Genomic DNA, 15330 nt, shown 5'->3' on the forward strand with positions numbered 1-15330 from the left:
CGTGGTCCGGGTCACCTGCCCTTCAACCCTCATATCACCCTGCACATCAGTATTTTCGGAGGTCTGACAAGTACGAACCGGTGCCGGTGGCGGCGCAGCGGGTGGTGGCGGCGGCGGACTCGCACAACCACCCAGAATCGCCGTGCAGAGTACGAGCGACAGTGGCGAAAAAGTAGGTATTCCAAAACTGTTCATAGGCTGACCCGCGATAAGTGATCGACACCTATGTGTGACAACAAAACATCCGCACAAAATCCACCAGCCAGCTGCGAGAAACAGATCGCCCTTGTTGGCACGCCGGCGTCTATGAAGCAGCGGACCGATGCAGGCCACTGCTCTGAAGCTCATACCGCAGCTCTTCAATCAACGCCGCCATTGCCTCTGGCGTCCTGAGCATCGCCATGTTCAACCCACTGACCACCAGATCCACCTGCCCCGTCGCCGGATGATAAAGCTTCACCGTCAACGAATTATCCCCTGTAAGCGCACACTCACAGGCCAATGGCGAAAAGCTGAGTTCCAATTGCATACGTAATTGCGTCAGATGAATCATCCCGGTTCACCTTGGCGACGACGTAAAATCGACCCCACGCTTGATCTGTTCGCACTCATGTGGCTGTTCCTTTAGCTGCATCGAAGAGGACGCGATACGACCCGAAGCCTCGTATCACACCCTCACAGCCTAGAAAAAGCAGCCCCTGAGCAAAACATCAAATTGCACCACCCCAACTAGTGCATTTGCATCTTAACGTTGCCCCTTGGGCCTACTCTCACTGGAGAACAGACCCCGTTCGCGAGCCCAGACAATCGCTTCACTGCGGCTGTGCACATCGAGTTTGGAATACACCGTCGACACATGATTACGCACCGTATTAGGCGCCAGTTTCAGGCGCGCAGCGATTTCCTTGTCGGCGAGGCCTTCACAAATCAGGCCGAGCACATCGCGCTCCCGGGCGGTCAGTTCGGTAAACGACACACTGGGCAATTGCGGGGAATTTACGTTCTTCACATTGGCCAGTTTCTCGATCAGCGTGCGACTGAACCAGGAGGCGTCTTTCATCACCTCTTCGATCGCCGACACCAATTCCAGCTCGGTGCGTTTGCGCTCAGTGATGTCCATCAACACCAGCAGGTAACAAGTACCCTCCTGAATGTTCACGGTGTCCGCCGAAACCGCGCAATCGATCAACCCGGCATCCTTCCCGCGCACCTTGATATCGATGCGATCCACGCGCCCGGTTTTCTCCAGGGCCGCAAACAGTCGCGTGCGAGTGCCCGCGTCCTCGATAAAACCGAGTTGCGCCACGGTCTTGCCGAGCACCTCTTCACTGGAAAACGCGAGGGTATCGAGAAAGGCTTCGTTGACGTCCATCACCACTTGATCGTCGGCGCTGCACACCAGGATCGGCACCGGGGTAAGGCGAAAGGCTTTGGCGAACCGTTCCTCGCTCTGGCGCAGAGCAATTTCGGCCTTGTGCCGCAGCTCCATGTCGACGAAGGAAAACAGCATGCAATCTTCGTCGTTGAGCTCGAGCGGTTGTCCGGCAACGATCACCTGTTTGCTGCCAACGTCGGGTAATTGCAGTTCGGCCTGCATCTGCGGAATGGTTGCCCCGTCACGCAAACGCTGCTTGGCCAGGTCCTTGTTTTCGGCGCGCTCCAGCACATCCAGCTCATAGGTCGAAGCGCCTATCACCTGATCGCGGGCATAACCGGTCATTTCCAGGAAGCCCTGGTTGACTTTGATGTAGCGCAAATCGCTGAGGCGACAGATCACCGCCGGGGCCGGGTTGGCATTGAAGGTCTTTTCGAAACGCTGCTCGGCGCTGGCCCACTCGGTGACGTCGTTCATGATCAGCACCAACGACTCCGGCTCGCCGGCGCGATCGGTCAGCACCATGCTGCGCACGCTGTGAACCCAGGTGCGCTCGTCGTTTTCGACTGGCGTCAATGCAACCAGCACATCACTGAACACCTCGCCGCGGGCAACGCGGCTGATTGGATAATGCTCCATCGCTACCGGGTGATTGTTGCGATAGCGCAAGGCAAACCGCTTCGCGTATTCCTTGGCATTGGCCCCCAGTTCACCAATCCGACTGACCCCGTGCATGGTCAGCGCGGCGTCATTGGCCCAGAGAATCGTCTGATCGAGCTCCAGCAGAATCACCCCGTCGGACAGGCCGGCGATGATCTGCTGCAACTGGCGGCGATTGGTTTCGGTGGTCAGGACGTCCTGGCTCATTGGATCTCCACGATTGCGACGGCGCCGTTACGCGCCGCCCTGTGAAGATTACGACCGCCGGGGGCTCTGATAGTGCGAATGAAGCGGCTGCCGGGACAACAAGATCATTTCGGGCCGATGGATTACTGCACTTCCAACCCCGTCTCCAACCCCGCCAACTTATCCGGATTACGCATGATGAAAATCCGGTTCACCCGTCCATCCTCGTCAAAACCAAAACTCAGCGATGCAACGAGTTCACCGTCGGTTTTGATGATCACGCCTTGAGCACCGTTGATTTGCGTGGGCAGCCATTCGTACGTCTGCCAGTAGGTGTGCAATGACTGGCCGATGAAGTCCAGCACGCTGTTGATGCCGAACAGGGTTTCGCGGATGGCCGAGGCCTTGCCGCCGCCGTCGGCGCAGAGTTCGACGTCTTCGGCCAGCAGCGCGGTGAGGGACGCGGTTGAGCCGCTGGCGATGGCGCTATGGAAGGCGTTCAGCAACTGGTCCTGACGCGCCGGCTCCGGCTGATAGCGGATTTGCCCGCTGCCCAGACCGGTCTTGGCCCGGGACACGAGCTTGCGGCAAGTCGCTTCCTGGACGCCGATCGCCTCGGCCACTTGCGAGTAATCCATGTCGAAAATTTCGTAGAGCAGGTACGCGGCGCGCTCCTTGGGGGTCAGCCGTTCCAGCAAGAGCAGGAACGCGGTGGACAATGACGAGGCCAATTCATGCATGTGTTCGGGTGAATGCTGATGGGTGGTGTGAATCGGCTCCGGCAGCCAGGTGCCGATGTAGTCGACCCGTGACGTGTGCGCCGAGCGCAGCACGTCAATGCAGTGCCGGGTGCAGGCCGTGGTGAGCCAGGCGGCTGGCGTGGTAATGGAGGCCCGGTCGGCCTCCAGCCATTTGATGAACAGCTCTTGCACCACATCCTCGGCGTCGGTGCGCGAGCCGAGAATGCGATACGCCAGACCGAGCAAAAAGGGCCGGCGCTGTTCGAACACAGCGGCGGCGTTTTCAGCGGAGTTCATCGATCAGTGCCTCGACACCTGCAAACGGTTCCACAGGTTGATCATGCCGATCTCGGCCGTCAAGGCGCCGATCTGCGCGTCGTTGAAGTGTTCGCGCAAGTCGCCGCGCAGGGTGGCGTAATCGGTCTTTTCGTCGAGTACGGTGAGGGCTTCGGTCCAGGCCAGGGCGGCGCGTTCGGCAGCGCTGAAATCGCTGACATGGCGCCAGACGATCAGGCGGTCCAGGCGTTCGTTGGTTTCATTGGCTTCGCGCGCCTCGCGGGTGTGCATCTTCACGCAGAAACCGCATTGGTTGATCTGCGAAGCACGCAGATGCAGCAGGTGTTTGAGCGTCGGGTCCAAATCATGGCTGTCGAGGGTGACATGGACTTGGGTCAGGCTTTCGAAAACCTGAGGGATGGATTGCAGCAAATTGACCGGTTGGGTGTTGGACGACATCGTGTTGCTCCGCTAGAGGGGTTCAACAGGATGACGATTGAGGATTCGGGTTTGTGACGTGGGGGCAATTTTTAATAGGTAAAAAGCGAAAGATCGCAGCCTTCGGCGGCGCTCACAGGCGCGTAGGAGCTGCCGAAGGCTGCGATCTTTTGACCTTCAAGCGGCCAATTCACCACGGGCAATCGCATCCGAAGCCGCCAGCATCGCCCGCAACAACACCGCACACCCCGCGGCCAGGTCATCCGGCGCGGCATTTTCGATTTCGTTATGGCTGATGCCGCCTTCGCAAGGCACGAAGATCATCCCGGCCGGGCCGAGTTCGGCGAGGAAGATCGCGTCGTGCCCTGCTCCGCTGACGATGTCCATGTGGGACAAACCCAACCCTTGAGCGGCGCCGCGTACCGCTTCGACGCAGCCTTTGTCGAAGTACAGCGGCGGGAAGTCGGCGGTGGGTGTCAGTTCAAAGGTCAGGCCATGTTCCTCGCAGGTGGTTTCGATGACTTCGCGAACTTCGGCGATCATCGAGTCCAGACGAGCCGGCTCAAGATGACGAAAGTCCAGGGTCATGCGCACTTCGCCGGGAATCACGTTGCGCGAGCCGGGGTAGGCTTGCAGGCAGCCGACGGTGCCGCAGGCGTGGGGTTGATGGCTGAGGGCGGCGCGATTGACCGCGCCGACGATCACTGAGGCGCCGACCAGAGCGTCCTTGCGCAGGTGCATCGGCGTCGGGCCGGCGTGGGCTTCGACGCCGCGCAGTTTCAGGTCGAACCATTTTTGCCCAAGGGCGCCCATCACCACGCCGATGGTTTTGCGCTCGTCCTCAAGAATCGGGCCTTGCTCGATGTGCGCTTCGAAATAGGCGCCAACCGCATGGCCGCTGACCTTGCGCGGCCCGGCATAGCCAATGGCGTTCAGGGCTTCGCCGACGGTCACACCCTCGGCATCGACCTTGGCCAGGGTTTCTTCGAGGGTGAATTTTTCCGCGAACACGCCGGAGCCCATCATGCACGGGGCGAAACGCGAGCCTTCTTCGTTGGTCCAGACCACCACTTCCAGCGGCGCCTCGGTTTCCACGCCCAGATCATTAAGGGTGCGCAAGACTTCGACCCCGGCCAGCACGCCGAAGCAACCGTCGAACTTGCCACCGGTGGGTTGAGTGTCGATGTGGCTGCCGGTCATCACCGGGGGCAGATTCGGGTTGCGCCCCGGACGACGGGCGAAGATGTTGCCGACAGCGTCGATGCTGACGGTGCAGCCGGCCTCCTCGCACCAGTTCACGAAGATGTCCCGGGCCTGGCGGTCGAGGTCGGTCAGGGCCAGCCGGCAGACACCGTCCTTGACCGTGGCACCGAGTTTGGCCAGGTCCATGAGCGACTGCCACAGACGGTCGCGATTGATGTGCTGGTGGGTGGACTGCAGAACGTCTATGGCAGCGTTCATGGTGATCTCCTCAGTTTTTCTTCTGATAGTTCCCACGCTCCGCGTGGGAATTCATCCATGGACGCTCTGCGTCCGCTTCTGGGACGCGGAGCGTCCCGGGCTGCATTCCCACGCAGAGCGTGGGAACGATCAAACCGCAGTTTTCACAACAGTAGGACTCGGCCGCATCACGCTCAACCCGTAATAAATCAGCCCACCAAGGACCGAGCCGGTGAACCAGCCGTAGCTGTAAAACCAGCTGAACGCATCGCTGCCCAGCGACAGCAGCGTCAACGCCACCGGCACGCCGAACGCGATAAAGCCGAACCAGTTCCACGCCGGGTAAACGTCATCGCGGTAGAGACCGGCCAGGTCCAGTTGCTGTTTCTTGATCAGGAAATAGTCGACCACCATGATCCCGGCGATCGGGCCCAACAGGCTCGAATAGCCCAGCAACCAGTTGGAATACACCGTCTCAAGGCTCAAATCCGAGACGATCAGCCCCAGCTTCTTCAACAGCTCATGGGCCATCAGCGCCAAGCCGACCAGCCCCGTGAGGATCACCGCTTTGGTGCGGTTAATGATCTTGGGTGCAACGTTCTGGAAGTCGTTGGTCGGCGAAACGATGTTGGCCGCGGTGTTGGTCGACAACGTGGCGATGATGATCAGCGCCATGGCCAGTGCAACCCAGACCGGGCTCTGGATATGGCCGATCAACGTGACCGGATCGGAGACGGTAACGCCCACCAGTTTTACCGAAGCGGCCGTCATCACCACGCCGAGGGAGGCGAACAGGAACATGGTCAGGGGCAAGCCGATGATCTGCCCGACGATCTGATCCTTCTGGCTTTTCGCGTAGCGGCTGAAGTCCGGAATGTTCAGCGACAAGGTGGCCCAGAAGCCGACCATCGCAGTCAGCCCGGCGGCAAAGTAACTGACCACGCTGGCCCCTTCCGGACGCTTGGCCGGGATCGCCATCAACTCGCTCATCGATACGTTCGGCATCGCCCACACCAGCAGCCCTACACCCACCAGCACCAACAACGGCGCCGAGAGGGTTTCCAGCCATTTGATCGAGTCCGCGCCGCGAATCACCACCCACAGGTTCAAGGCCCAGAACACCATGAAGCCGATCACTTCACCGGTGCCGCCGAGGGCTTTCCAGTCATCGAACACCGAGCCGAGAAACAGGTGAATCGCCAGCCCGCCGAACATGGTCTGGATGCCGAACCAGCCGCACGCCACCAGGGCACGGATCAGGCACGGAATGTTCGAACCGAGGATGCCAAAGGATGAGCGCAGCAACACCGGAAACGGAATGCCGTACTTGGTACCGGGGAAGGCGTTCAAGGTCAGCGGAATCAGTACGATGATGTTGGCGAACAGAATCGCCAGCAGCGCTTCGCCGACGCTCAGGCCGAAGTAGGCAGTGAGTACGCCGCCGAGGGTGTAGGTCGGCACACAGATTGCCATGCCGACCCATAAGGCGGTGATGTGCCATTTGTTCCAGGTTCGTTCGCGCACCTTGGTCGGTGCCATGTCGTGGTTATAACGGGGACTGTCGAGGACGTCGCTGCCGGCTTCTAGCTCAAACAAGCCGTCGCGCTCGGTCACTTGCGATCTGATCTGTTGCATGGCCGCTCCACTGTTCTTTTGATTATTTTTGCTCATCAGGGGCTGGCGCGAGTGCGCGAGCCGGACGATGGCCGGAGAAACTGACAACTTTCATGGACCGGCCAAGGTGTCAGCGGCGGCATCAATAAACGTGCCGGGTGCCCCGCTTGCGCATCGGGCCATGCCATAAAATTTTGCTAACCAACTGATGTTAATCAGCTTTATGTATCCAACTATTGAATCCGGGGTCATTTGCCATGCCACTCAGGCCGAATGTCAGGCAAGTTGTCCGAACAGTCAGGACTCAATCTGGTGCGTCGATCTTTTTGAAAGACTGCGCCCTCAACCATAGACCATCCACAAGCGGCTGATTTCACATAGAAAATCTCGTCTATTTTTGGAACCTGTCAAGTGCGTCAAAATGGTGAGAGACCTCACCATTTTGGTGATTTTCAGTTTTAATCGTTATTTTTCAATAAGTTAAAACGGTCATAAGCTTATAAAAAATATTCTTGCTCAATCGACAAACTGCAGCTAGCGTCTATTCTTGACAGCGCTGACAGGAATACACCGATTGGCGTCTGCTTCATATAAAAACATCTAGAACCGGCATCAGTCGGTCATGCCTGCGAGGAACTCGGAATGTCTCTGTTGATCCGTGGCGCCACCGTTATTACCCATGATGAAAGTTATCGCGCCGACGTCTATTGCGCCGACGGCGTGATCAAAGCCATCGGTGAAAACCTTGATGTTCCCGCCGATGCCGAAGTGCTCGACGGCAGCGGCCAATACCTGATGCCCGGCGGCATCGACCCGCACACTCATATGCAGCTGCCCTTCATGGGCACGGTGGCCAGCGAAGACTTTTTCAGCGGCACCGCGGCGGGGCTTGCCGGCGGCACCACCTCGATCATCGACTTCGTGATTCCCAACCCGCAGCAATCATTGATGGAGGCATTTCATCAATGGCGCGGCTGGGCCGAGAAGTCGGCGTCGGACTACGGTTTCCATGTCGCTATCACTTGGTGGAGCGAGCAGGTTCGCGAGGAAATGGCCGAGCTGGTCAGCCATCACGGGGTCAACAGCTTCAAGCATTTCATGGCCTACAAGAACGCGATCATGGCCGCCGACGATACGCTGGTGGCGAGTTTCGAGCGTTGCCTGGAATTGGGCGCGGTGCCGACGGTGCACGCGGAAAACGGCGAGCTGGTCTATCACCTGCAACGCAAGTTGATGGCCCAGGGCATGACCGGGCCGGAAGCGCACCCGCTGTCGCGACCTTCGCAGGTGGAAGGCGAAGCCGCGAGCCGGGCGATCCGCATCGCCGAAACCCTCGGCACGCCGCTGTACCTGGTCCATGTCTCGACCAAGGAAGCCCTCGACGAAATCACCTATGCCCGCAGTAAGGGCCAACAAGTCTACGGCGAAGTGCTGGCCGGGCATCTGCTGCTGGACGACAGCGTTTACCAACACCCGGACTGGCAGACCGCCGCCGGTTACGTGATGAGCCCGCCCTTCCGTCCTCGCGGCCATCAGGAAGCCCTTTGGCATGGCCTGCAATCAGGCAACCTGCACACCACCGCCACCGACCACTGCTGCTTCTGCTCCGAGCAAAAAGCCGCCGGCCGTGACGACTTCAGCAAGATCCCGAACGGTACCGCCGGTATCGAAGACCGCATGGCGGTGCTCTGGGATGAAGGGGTGAACACCGGGCGCTTGTCGATGCAGCACTTCGTTGCCCTCACCTCTACCAACACCGCGAAGATCTTCAACCTCTATCCGCGCAAGGGTGCGATCCGCGTGGGCGCCGATGCCGATCTGGTGCTGTGGGACCCGGAAGGTACGCGGACGATTTCAGCCAAGACCCATCACCAGCAAGTCGACTTCAACATCTTCGAAGGCAAGACCGTGCGCGGCGTGCCGAGCCACACCGTCAGCCAGGGCCGAGTGGTGTGGGCCGACGGCGATTTGCGGGCCGAGCGTGGTGCCGGTCGGTATGTCGAACGGCCGGCGTATCCGGCGGTGTTTGATTTGCTGAGCAAGCGGGCTGAGCTGCATAGGCCGGTTGCTGTGAAACGCTGATCCGTACCAATGATCGTTCCCACGCTCTGCGTGGGAATGCAGCCCGGGACGCTCTGCGTCCCATTGGAACGCGGAGCGTCCCTTGAGGCATTCCCACGCAGAGCGTGGGAACGATCAGCCCACCAGAGGCAGCACCTCAAATAACCGTGAGGCCAACACCGTGATCAAATCCCTGAACCACCTCCCGCATCCCCATGAGGATGCGGCCGCCCTCGCCGGCCAGTTCACCGATCTGGCGCCGCCGCTCAGCGACCGTCAGGCGCATCTGGAAGCCTCGCGCTGCCTGTATTGCTACGACGCGCCGTGCGTGAATGCCTGTCCGAGCGACATCGATATTCCTTCGTTCATCCGCAATATCCATCAGGAAAACGTTCAGGGCGCCGCGCAGAAAATCCTCTCGGCGAATATCCTCGGTGGCAGTTGCGCCCGGGTGTGTCCGACGGAGATCCTGTGCCAGCAAGCCTGCGTGCGCAACAACGCCCAGGAATGCGCGCCGGTGTTGATCGGCCTGTTGCAACGCTATGCCGTGGACAACGCACACTTCAGCGAACACCCGTTCCAGCGCGCCGCCGCAACCGGCAAGCGCATTGCCGTGGTGGGTGCCGGTCCGGCCGGTTTGTCGTGTGCGCACCGCAGCGCGATGCACGGCCATGACGTGGTGATTTTCGAGGCCCGGGAAAAGGCTGGCGGCCTCAACGAATACGGGATCGCCAAGTACAAACTGGTGGACGATTACGCGCAGAAGGAGCTTGAATTTCTGATGGGGATTGGCGGGATTGAGATTCGTCATGGGCAGAAGCTCGGCGACAATCTGACCCTCAGCGAACTGCATCAGCAATTCGACGCGGTGTTCCTCGGCCTCGGCCTGGCCGCCAGCAAACAGCTGGGGCTGGCCCACGAGGATGCCCCCGGCCTGCTCGCCGCCACCGACTACATCCGCGAACTGCGCCAGGCCGATGACCTGACGCAACTACCCCTGGCCGAGCGCTGCATTGTCCTCGGTGCCGGTAACACCGCCATCGACATGGCCGTGCAAATGGCTCGCCTCGGCGCTCGCGACGTGAATCTGGTGTACCGCCGCGGCGCCCAGGACATGGGCGCCACCGGTCACGAACAGGACATCGCCAAGGCCAATCAGGTGCGCCTGTTGACCTGGGCGCAACCTGAAGAAGTGCTGCTCGACGCTCAAGGCAACGTGCGCGGCATGCGCTTCGCTCGCACCCGACTGGTGGAAGGCCGCCTGCAAACTACTGGCGAAACCTTCGAACTGGCCGCCGACGCGATCTTCAAAGCCATCGGCCAGGCTTTCGACAGCAGTGCCCTCGCCGATCCGCTGGCCCGTGAACTCAAGCGTCAGAGCGACCGCATCCTCGTCGACGAACAGCTGCGTACCAGCATTCCCGGCGTGTATGCCGGCGGCGACTGCACCAGCCTTGATCAGGACCTCACCGTGCAAGCCGTGCAGCACGGCAAGCTGGCCGCCGAGGCGATCAACGCTCAACTCATGCTCAACGTGGAGGCTGCGTAAATGGCCGATCTCTCGATTGTTTTCGCCGGCATCAAAGCTCCCAATCCGTTCTGGCTGGCTTCCGCGCCGCCGACCGACAAAGCCTACAACGTGGTTCGCGCGTTCGAGGCTGGCTGGGGCGGCGTGGTCTGGAAAACCCTGGGTGAGGACCCGGCGGCGGTCAACGTGTCATCACGCTACTCGGCGCATTTCGGGGCTAATCGGGAGGTGCTTGGTTTTAACAACATTGAACTGATCACCGACCGCTCACTGGAAATCAACCTGCGGGAAATCACTCAGGTCAAAAAGGACTGGCCGGACCGCGCGCTGATCGTGTCGCTGATGGTGCCCTGTGTCGAAGAGTCGTGGAAAAACATCCTGCCGCTGGTGGAAGCCACCGGGGCCGATGGCATCGAGTTGAATTTCGGCTGCCCCCACGGCATGCCGGAACGAGGCATGGGCGCCGCGGTCGGCCAGGTGCCGGAATACGTCGAACAGGTCACCCGCTGGTGCAAGACTTATTGCTCGCTGCCGGTGATCGTCAAGCTAACGCCGAACATCACCGATATCCGCGTCGCCGCCCGTGCCGCTTACCGGGGCGGGGCTGATGCGGTGTCGTTGATTAACACCATCAACTCGATCACCAGCGTCAACCTGGAGCGCATGGTCGCCAATCCCGCCGTCGGCAGCCAAAGCACCCATGGCGGTTATTGCGGTTCGGCGGTGAAGCCGATCGCGCTGAACATGGTCGCCGAGATCGCCCGCGATCCGCAGACACAAGGCTTACCGATCTGTGGCATTGGCGGGATTGGCAGTTGGCGCGATGCGGCGGAATTCATCGCGCTGGGCAGTGGCTCGGTGCAAGTGTGCACGTCGGCGATGCTGCATGGTTTCCGGATTGTCGAGGAGATGAAGGACGGTTTGTCACGCTGGATGGACAGTCAGGGCTACGCCAGCGTGTCGGAGTTTTCCGGGCGAGCGGTGGGCAATACCACGGACTGGAAGTACCTGGACATCAACTATCAGGTGATTGCGAAGATTGATCAGGAGGCATGCATCGGTTGCGGTCGCTGCCACATCGCTTGCGAAGATACCTCGCACCAGGCGATTGCCAGTCTCAAACAGGCAGACGGAACGCATAAATATGAAGTGATCGATGATGAGTGCGTGGGCTGCAATCTGTGTCAGATCACGTGTCCGGTGCAGGATTGCATCGAGATGGTGCCGATGGATACCGGCAAGCCGTTTCTGGATTGGAATCATGATCCGAGGAATCCGTATCATGTCACGGTCTGAACGCAGCGTTGCCTGAACTGACGCCTTCGCGGGCAAGCCTCGCTCCTACAGGTTTAGCGTCGATCATTTAATGTGGCTCGACATAAAATTGTAGGAGCGAGGCTTGCCCGCGATGGGGTCAGCCGACGCACCGCACAACTCAAGGCTCCAACCCAATCCCGCGCAATATCACGCTGGTCACAGTCTGCACCGCCCGTTCGAACTGCATGTCCGACAGCGGCTGGTGATCATTAAGAATATTCACCTGGTGATCGAAGTCGGCGTAATGCTGGGTCGAGGCCCAGATCATGTACAGCAGGCTGGAAGGCTCCACCGGCAGGATGCGTTTGTCCTCTACCCACTGGCGAATTTTCGCTTCTTTCATCTTGGCCCAGTCGTACAGGCTGGCGTCCAGTTTCTCACCCAGTGTCGGCGCCCCGTGGATGATTTCGTTGGCCCAGACTTTCGAACCGTACGGCCGGCTGCGGGAATGGTTCATCTTGGCGCGGATGTAGCTGCTGAGCACCACTCGCGGGTCATCGAACATCTCAAAGCACAGGGCGTCCTGCTTCCAGACCTCCAGCAAACCCAGCAGCACCGCGCTGTACAGTTCACTTTTGGTGCTGAAGTAATAATGCAGGTTGGAACGCGGCAGTTGCACTTCGGCGGCGATGTCGGCCATGGCGGTGCTGCCGAAACCTTTTTCGGCAAAGATTTTTTCGGCCCCCAGCAGAATCTTTTCGACGTTACTGCGACGAATCTCGATCTTGTGATTGCCCATGAGGGCTCCCTGACAACAGCGTTGGTCAAGACTAGCATCCGCTCTGGATCGGGGCGACAAGGGAAAATACCGCCAACAATTTTCGCCCGAACACAAACCCCCTGTAGGAGCGAGGCTTGCCCGCGAAGAGGGTCTGTCATTCAACATTGATGTCGGCTGACAGTCCCTCTTCGCGGGCAAGCCTCGCTCCTACAGGGGGATGAGGTGTTCAAGCAGTCATCGTATGACTTGTGATTGACATTACTGCAATGCCTTGCGAATAATCGCCGCCAATGTTGTACGACGACGTATAACAAAAAATAAAAACAACAAAAAGTCAGGGAGCGTTACTGTGAGCAGACTCGCCCGCAATTCCTTCGCCAGCACCCCTCGCCCTACCGTCGCTCGTCGCCATTCCCTCAGCCTGATCGGTTGCAGCAGCCTGGCCTTCGTCCTGCCCATGACCAGCCAGGCCGAAGGTTTCGTCGATGACGCCAAGGCCACGCTCAACCTGCGCAACGCCTACTTCAATCGCAATTTCACCAACCCAGACAATCCCCAGGGCAAGGCTGAAGAGTGGACGCAAAACTTCATCCTCGACGCTAAATCCGGGTTCACCCAAGGCCCCGTCGGTGTCGGCGTGGATGTGCTTGGTATGTACTCGCAGAAGCTCGACGGCGGTAAGGGCACGGGCGGCACGCAGTTGCTGCCGATCCATGATGACGGCCGCCCTGCGGACAATTTCGGTCGCTTGGGCGTGGCGCTGAAAGCCAAGGTGTCGAAAACCGAATTGAAGGTCGGCGAATGGATGCCGGTGCTGCCGATCCTGCGCTCCGATGATGGTCGCTCGCTGCCGCAAACCTTTCGCGGTGGCCAGGTCACCTCCACCGAACTCAGCGGCCTGACGCTCTACGGCGGCCAGTTCCGGGGCAACAGCCCGCGCAATCACGCGAGCATGGAAGACATGTCGATGAATGGCAGAGGTGCGTTCACCTCCGACCGTTTCAACTTCGGCGGCGGCGAGTATGCATTCAATGAAAAGCGCACACAGGTCGGCGTCTGGTACGCGGAACTCAGCGACATTTATCAGCAGCAGTATTTCAACCTGAGCCACAGCCAGCCCATTGGCGACTGGACCCTGGGTGCCAACCTCGGTTACTTCATCGGCAAGGAAGATGGCAGCGCGCTGGCCGGCGACCTCGACAACAAAACCGCGTTCGCCCTGCTCTCGGCCAAATACGGCGGCAACACCTTCTATGTCGGCCTGCAAAAACTCAGCGGCGACAGCGCCTGGATGCGCGTCAACGGCACCAGCGGCGGCACGCTGGCCAACGACAGCTACAACGCGAGCTATGACAACGCCAAGGAACGCTCCTGGCAGGTGCGCCACGACTACAACTTCGTCGCCCTCGGCATCCCCGGCCTGACCCTGATGAACCGCTACATCAGCGGCGATAACGTGCACACCGGGGCGATCACCGATGGCAAGGAATGGGGCCGCGAAAGCGAACTGGCCTACACCGTGCAAAGCGGCGCATTGAAGAGCCTCAACGTCAAATGGCGCAACGCAACCATCCGCCGGGATTTCAGCACCAACGAATTTGATGAGAATCGCATCTTTGTCAGCTATCCGATTTCGTTGTTGTAAGGCGCGAAGCCTGCGTTCGGATGTAGGAGCTGTCGAGCTCGCGAGGCTGCGTTCAGACGTAGCAGCTGTCGAGCTCGCGAGGCTGCGTTCAGACGTAGCAGCTGTCGAGCTCGCGAGGCTGCGTTCGGCTGCGAAGCAGTCGCAAACCCTGAATGCACGGTGTGTCTGACGGACCGCAGTGCCTGATTTTACGACTGCTTCGCAGCCGAACGCAGCCTCGCGAGCTCGACAGCTGCTACAGCCGAACGCAGGCTTTGCCAGCTGCTACAAAAGAGTCGCGGTTGAAATTACTGAACTGACTGGCATTGGGGCTTGCTCTCTGGCCACAGGTTCAGTGCACTCATTGGATGAACACGACCCTCCGTCAATTTCAACCAAAGTCGCGTTGACAAGCATCGGAAAGCCCAATAATACTTCAGCAAGTCATACGACAACCTACAACAAGCCCAATAATAACAATTTCTGTTCAGGGACTTACATGACGACCCCATCCCCATTCAATCGCCTGCTCCTGACCGGCGCCGCCGGTGGCCTCGGTAAAGTCCTGCGCGAACGCCTGCGACCTTACGCCAACGTAGTCCGTCTGTCGGACATCGCCGACATGGCGCCAGCCATTGATGATCGCGAAGAAGTCGTGCCGTGCGACCTCGCCGACAAGCAAGCGGTGCATCAACTGGTCGAAGGCGTGGATGCAATCCTGCACTTCGGCGGCGTGTCGGTGGAGCGTCCGTTCGAAGAGATCCTCGGCGCCAACATCTGCGGCGTGTTCCATATCTACGAAGCCGCCCGCCGCCACGGTGTGAAGCGGGTGATTTTCGCCAGTTCCAACCACGTCATCGGCTTTTACAAGCAGGACGAAACCCTCGACGCCCACTCCCCTCGCCGCCCGGATGGCTATTACGGCCTGTCCAAGTCCTACGGCGAAGACATCGCCAGTTTCTACTTCGATCGCTATGGCATCGAAACCGTCAGCATCCGCATCGGCTCCTCATTTCCGGAACCACAGAACCGTCGAATGATGAGCACCTGGCTGAGCTTCGACGACATGACCCAACTGCTCGAACGTGCGTTGTACACCCCGAATGTCGGCCACACCGTGGTGTACGGCATGTCCGACAACAAGAGCATCTGGTGGGACAACCGATTCGCGACGCACTTGGGTTATGCGCCACAGGACACGTCCGAAGTGTTCCGCGAAAAAGTCGAAGCCCAACCAATGCCCGCCGAAGATGATCCGGCCCGGGTTTATCAGGGTGGTGCCTTTGTCGCGGCCGGGCCGTTCGGCGACTGAGCCCTCGCCAATCCCCACATAACAAAGCCAAGGGAATG

12 protein-coding genes are annotated in these 15330 nt (G+C 59.6%); 5 read left to right on the plus strand and 7 right to left on the minus strand.

The genetic code is table 11. From position 1 onward, the window contains the following. Positions 1 to 304: 304 nt before the first annotated feature. The 6 genes from NHU87_RS01495 to NHU87_RS01520 all read right to left on the minus strand — a co-directional run bounded on the left by NHU87_RS01495 (position 305) and on the right by NHU87_RS01520 (position 6750). On the minus strand, positions 305 to 553 hold the full coding sequence (locus NHU87_RS01495; RefSeq protein WP_253544932.1) for a DUF1652 domain-containing protein: 249 nt from the start codon (positions 551 to 553) through the stop codon (positions 305 to 307). A 192-nt stretch (positions 554 to 745) separates the two neighbouring features. Continuing rightward, positions 746 to 2242 carry a helix-turn-helix transcriptional regulator gene (locus NHU87_RS01500; protein ID WP_253544933.1) on the minus strand — a complete coding sequence of 499 codons (1497 nt, stop codon included), beginning with the start codon at positions 2240 to 2242 and terminating at the stop codon, positions 746 to 748. 122 nt (positions 2243 to 2364) lie between these two features. Beyond that, positions 2365 to 3258: an RNA polymerase sigma factor SigJ gene (sigJ, locus tag NHU87_RS01505; protein WP_253544934.1), complete on the minus strand. Its 894-nt coding sequence runs from the start codon at positions 3256 to 3258 to the stop codon at positions 2365 to 2367. A gap of 3 nt (positions 3259 to 3261) precedes the next feature. After that, entirely contained in the window at positions 3262 to 3696 is a 435-nt protein-coding gene (locus NHU87_RS01510; protein WP_192343633.1) for a carboxymuconolactone decarboxylase family protein, read from the minus strand. A gap of 156 nt (positions 3697 to 3852) precedes the next feature. Next, complete coding sequence (locus NHU87_RS01515) at positions 3853 to 5136, minus strand: Zn-dependent hydrolase (RefSeq protein WP_253544936.1); 1284 nt, start codon at positions 5134 to 5136, stop codon at positions 3853 to 3855. Positions 5137 to 5265: 129 nt separating this feature from the next. Further along, positions 5266 to 6750 carry an NCS1 family nucleobase:cation symporter-1 gene (locus NHU87_RS01520; RefSeq protein ID WP_253544938.1) on the minus strand — a complete coding sequence of 495 codons (1485 nt, stop codon included), beginning with the start codon at positions 6748 to 6750 and terminating at the stop codon, positions 5266 to 5268. 621 nt (positions 6751 to 7371) lie between these two features. On the opposite strand from NHU87_RS01520, the gene hydA reads away from it, so the two are divergent. The 3 genes from hydA (at position 7372) to preA (ending at position 11614) form a co-directional block, all read left to right on the plus strand. Further along, positions 7372 to 8811, plus strand: coding sequence for a dihydropyrimidinase (hydA, locus tag NHU87_RS01525; RefSeq protein ID WP_253544940.1), 1440 nt, complete (start codon positions 7372 to 7374; stop codon positions 8809 to 8811). Positions 8812 to 8971: 160 nt separating this feature from the next. Continuing rightward, entirely contained in the window at positions 8972 to 10339 is a 1368-nt protein-coding gene (locus NHU87_RS01530; protein ID WP_253544942.1) for an NAD(P)-dependent oxidoreductase, read from the plus strand. Next, positions 10340 to 11614, plus strand: a complete 1275-nt coding sequence (gene preA, locus NHU87_RS01535) for an NAD-dependent dihydropyrimidine dehydrogenase subunit PreA (RefSeq protein ID WP_253544950.1) — start codon at positions 10340 to 10342, stop codon at positions 11612 to 11614. It abuts the gene before it with no gap. Between the two features lie 139 nt (positions 11615 to 11753). Here the strand turns inward: preA and NHU87_RS01540 are convergent, their stop codons facing one another. Then, positions 11754 to 12374 carry a TetR/AcrR family transcriptional regulator gene (locus NHU87_RS01540; protein WP_253544952.1) on the minus strand — a complete coding sequence of 207 codons (621 nt, stop codon included), beginning with the start codon at positions 12372 to 12374 and terminating at the stop codon, positions 11754 to 11756. Positions 12375 to 12705: 331 nt separating this feature from the next. Here NHU87_RS01540 and NHU87_RS01545 point away from each other — a divergent pair, with 331 nt between their 5' ends. Beyond that, the gene (locus NHU87_RS01545) at positions 12706 to 14001 is read left to right on the plus strand and encodes an OprD family porin (protein WP_253544954.1); all 1296 of its coding nucleotides are present in this window, start codon (positions 12706 to 12708) and stop codon (positions 13999 to 14001) included. Between the two features lie 478 nt (positions 14002 to 14479). Then, on the plus strand, positions 14480 to 15292 hold the full coding sequence (locus NHU87_RS01550; RefSeq protein WP_253544956.1) for an NAD-dependent epimerase/dehydratase family protein: 813 nt from the start codon (positions 14480 to 14482) through the stop codon (positions 15290 to 15292). Positions 15293 to 15330: the final 38 nt, after the last annotated feature.

This window comes from Pseudomonas mandelii, from assembly GCF_024138395.1.
In the GTDB taxonomy this organism is placed as follows: domain Bacteria; phylum Pseudomonadota; class Gammaproteobacteria; order Pseudomonadales; family Pseudomonadaceae; genus Aquipseudomonas; species Aquipseudomonas mandelii_E.

Coding starts and splice junctions, on each gene's coding strand:
- NHU87_RS01510 (WP_192343633.1), bottom strand. CDS start 3,696: ATGTCGTCCAACACCCAACCGGTCAATTTGCTGCAATCCATCCCTCAG.
- NHU87_RS01540 (WP_253544952.1), bottom strand. CDS start 12,374: ATGGGCAATCACAAGATCGAGATTCGTCGCAGTAACGTCGAAAAGATT.
- NHU87_RS01550 (WP_253544956.1), top strand. CDS start 14,480: ATGACGACCCCATCCCCATTCAATCGCCTGCTCCTGACCGGCGCCGCC.
- NHU87_RS01520 (WP_253544938.1), bottom strand. CDS start 6,750: ATGCAACAGATCAGATCGCAAGTGACCGAGCGCGACGGCTTGTTTGAG.
- sigJ (WP_253544934.1), bottom strand. CDS start 3,258: ATGAACTCCGCTGAAAACGCCGCCGCTGTGTTCGAACAGCGCCGGCCC.
- hydA (WP_253544940.1), top strand. CDS start 7,372: ATGTCTCTGTTGATCCGTGGCGCCACCGTTATTACCCATGATGAAAGT.
- NHU87_RS01495 (WP_253544932.1), bottom strand. CDS start 553: ATGATTCATCTGACGCAATTACGTATGCAATTGGAACTCAGCTTTTCG.
- preA (WP_253544950.1), top strand. CDS start 10,340: ATGGCCGATCTCTCGATTGTTTTCGCCGGCATCAAAGCTCCCAATCCG.
- NHU87_RS01515 (WP_253544936.1), bottom strand. CDS start 5,136: ATGAACGCTGCCATAGACGTTCTGCAGTCCACCCACCAGCACATCAAT.
- NHU87_RS01500 (WP_253544933.1), bottom strand. CDS start 2,242: ATGAGCCAGGACGTCCTGACCACCGAAACCAATCGCCGCCAGTTGCAG.